We start from the raw sequence: 2,456 nt of genomic DNA, 5'->3' as shown, positions 1-2,456 counted from the left end.
GCTCAGGCGCATCCGCGTCGGCCCCATCGGGCCGTCACCCTCCTCGCCGACCCGGTTGTCCAGCGCCTTGAGATCCGCTCCGGCGCAGAACGTGCCACCCTCCCCCCACAACACCGCCACGGCCGCGTCCGAACGCTCGAAGTCACGGAACGCGCCGGCCAGCGCGGCGGCCGTCTTCCGATCGACCGCGTTACGCGCTTCCGGCCTGCTGAGCACCACGGTGGTGACCGGCCCCTCACGCTCCAGGCGTACCGCCATTCGAGCCTCCTTCGCCGAACCCGCCGAGCGTACGCCCGCCTCACGGCCCCGGACCAGCGGCGTGCCCCGGGACCCGCGTCAGCCGATGGCGATGACGGTCCAGCCGGCGACGGCGGGGCCACTTGCGGACAGCGACCCGGTGGCGCTGCGTGCTGCCGTCCGGATCCACCTCGACGGTGAGCTCCTCGCCGTCGTCGGTGCGCAGTTCCGCGGTCACCTCGTGACCGGTGCCTTCACGCTGGCCGTCGCCGCGGATCTCGTACACACCGGGGACTTCGAGGTTCAGCACGCCGGAGGAGGCGGTCATTTTGAAGCAGACCCGGCCGATCCCGTCCGCGCCGGCTGCGCAACTATGCATGGGTTGCCTGGAATGTTCCGATGTGCCGTCGACGGGACACCCTGAGCCTGCAACACCACGCTCAGGTCGCCGCCCTTTCCGGGGACGAGCAAGAGCGATGGCTGGCGCGGGCGGAGAAGGAAGGCTGGCTCGGTCGGCCATGTTGACGGCGAAATGGCCATCGGCGCGAGCGGCGCGCAGGCGGTCTAGCTCTGTTTGAGGCGCTGCGCCTCTTTGCGGACCTCGGCCTGGACGCACCGCTCGTGCTCCAGCCACGCGGGATTCTCCGCCTTGATCGCGTCGATCTCGGCGGTGGTGAGCGGCTCGGTGATCCCCGCTCTGGCGAGGCCGGAGATGGAGACCCCGAGCTTCGCGGCGACGACCTGCTTGGGATGCGGGCCGTCGCGGCGCAGATCGGCGAGCCAGGCGGGCGGGGCTGCCTGCATCGCGTTCAGCTCGCTCCTGGAGACGACGCCCTCCTGGAACTCGGCGGGTGTGGCCGAGAGGAGGATGCCCAGTTTCTTGGCCGCGGTCGCGGGCTTCATCGTCTGGGTCGTCTTGGATCTGGGCGACGTCATGGACTCCAGGGTAGTCAGTAAACGGTGGTCTTCCTGACGTCGCTACCCTGGCGGAGTGACTCACGAGGAGACCGGCGGCGTTTTCCGGCTGGCGTACACGCCGGGGGTGACGCCCGCCAAATGGGCCGGCATCTGGGCCGCGAGGGTGCCCGGCGTGCCGCTCGGCCTGCTCTCGGTTCCCGCCGCCGACGTGGTGGAGCTGCTGCGCGGCGGAGGCGCCGACGCCGGGTTCGTCCGGCTGCCGGTCGAGCGGGACGGGCTCAGCGTGATTCCCCTCTACGTGGAGACCACGGTGGTCGTGGTGCCGAAGGACCACGCGGTGACCGCGGCCGACGAGGTGACCGTCTCCGATCTGGCGGACGATGAGGTGTTCCACCCGCTGGACGACGTCCTCGACTGGACGGCGGCCCGTCCCGGACTGCCCGCGTTCGAGCGCCCGCCCACGACGGCCGACGCGATCCGGCTCGTCGCCGCCGGGACGGGGCTCGTCCTGGTCCCCCAGTCGCTGGCACGCCTGCACCACCGTAGGGACCTCACCTACCGGCCGGTGACGGACGCGCCGCAGTCGCAGGTGGCGCTGGCCTGGCCTGCGGACCGGACGACCGGGCTGGTGGAGGACTTCATCGGCATCGTACGCGGCCGCACGGCGAACAGCTCGCGCGGCCGCGCTCCCGCGACACCACCGGAGAAGCCCGCCCAGAAGCCGGCACAGCGGCAGGCTCGCAAGTCCCAGGGCGGATCCGGCCGCAGGTCGGCGCCGTCCGGTCGCGGTGTGAACGGCAAGGGCGGCAAGAGGGGCCGCCGGTCACGCTGAACTGGGGCGCCGAAACGGACTGGTCAACTCCTCGGACGCACCCCGCCCGCCACCCGGCTCTTCCCGCGTGACCGTGCCACCGGCGTCTGCGAGTTGCAGGCGGCCGACCTCGGCTACAACGACCTCGCCGTACGAGACGGAAGGGAACCAAGCCGTTGTTGCGCACCATCGAACGAGTCCAGGAAAGCCGGGGCCTTGCACGGTGACGTGACGATCGCCGACATGAGCTTCCTGATCTGGGGTGTGGCGGCGACCGTGCGGGCCACGTACAGGACCGCGCCCGGAGCCTGGCGGCGCAACCTCGCCATTCAAACGGCGCGAGATGACATTATGTGACCATGCGGCCACCCCGAGCGAGATACTTCAACACCACCGGCCCGTGCAGCCCGCAGCACCACTACATGCTGCCCCCCACACAGCGGCTCCCCCAGGCGCGCGAGCTCATCGACATGGACCGCTACTTCGTACT

General features: G+C 70.8%; 5 protein-coding genes. 2 read left to right on the top strand and 3 right to left on the bottom strand.

Going from position 1 to position 2,456, the window contains the following annotated elements:
- The 3 genes from E1267_RS43445 to E1267_RS43435 all read right to left on the bottom strand — a co-directional run.
- The coding region (locus E1267_RS43445; RefSeq protein WP_181957934.1) for an enoyl-CoA hydratase-related protein at positions 1–258 on the bottom strand (258 nt) is incomplete at its 3' end.
- Positions 259–298: 40 nt separating this feature from the next.
- The gene (locus E1267_RS43440; RefSeq protein WP_132342112.1) at positions 299–565 is read right to left on the bottom strand and encodes a hypothetical protein; all 267 of its coding nucleotides are present in this window, start codon (positions 563–565) and stop codon (positions 299–301) included.
- 236 nt (positions 566–801) lie between these two features.
- Positions 802–1,173, bottom strand: a complete 372-nt coding sequence (locus E1267_RS43435; RefSeq protein ID WP_132342111.1) for a DUF5997 family protein — start codon at positions 1,171–1,173, stop codon at positions 802–804.
- A gap of 55 nt (positions 1,174–1,228) precedes the next feature.
- Here E1267_RS43435 and E1267_RS43430 point away from each other — a divergent pair, with 55 nt between their 5' ends.
- Together E1267_RS43430 and E1267_RS47570 are read left to right on the top strand one after the other, a co-directional pair.
- Entirely contained in the window at positions 1,229–1,987 is a 759-nt protein-coding gene (locus E1267_RS43430; protein WP_132342109.1) for a LysR family substrate-binding domain-containing protein, read from the top strand.
- A gap of 207 nt (positions 1,988–2,194) precedes the next feature.
- Positions 2,195–2,323, top strand: coding sequence for a hypothetical protein (locus E1267_RS47570; RefSeq protein WP_281283769.1), 129 nt, complete (start codon positions 2,195–2,197; stop codon positions 2,321–2,323).
- Positions 2,324–2,456: the final 133 nt, after the last annotated feature.

It is taken from the genome of Nonomuraea longispora (assembly GCF_004348345.1).
Lineage (GTDB): Bacteria > Actinomycetota > Actinomycetes > Streptosporangiales > Streptosporangiaceae > Nonomuraea > Nonomuraea longispora.
Note: the sequence above shows the minus strand (reverse complement) of the source record. Positions and strands in the feature narration are given on the sequence as shown.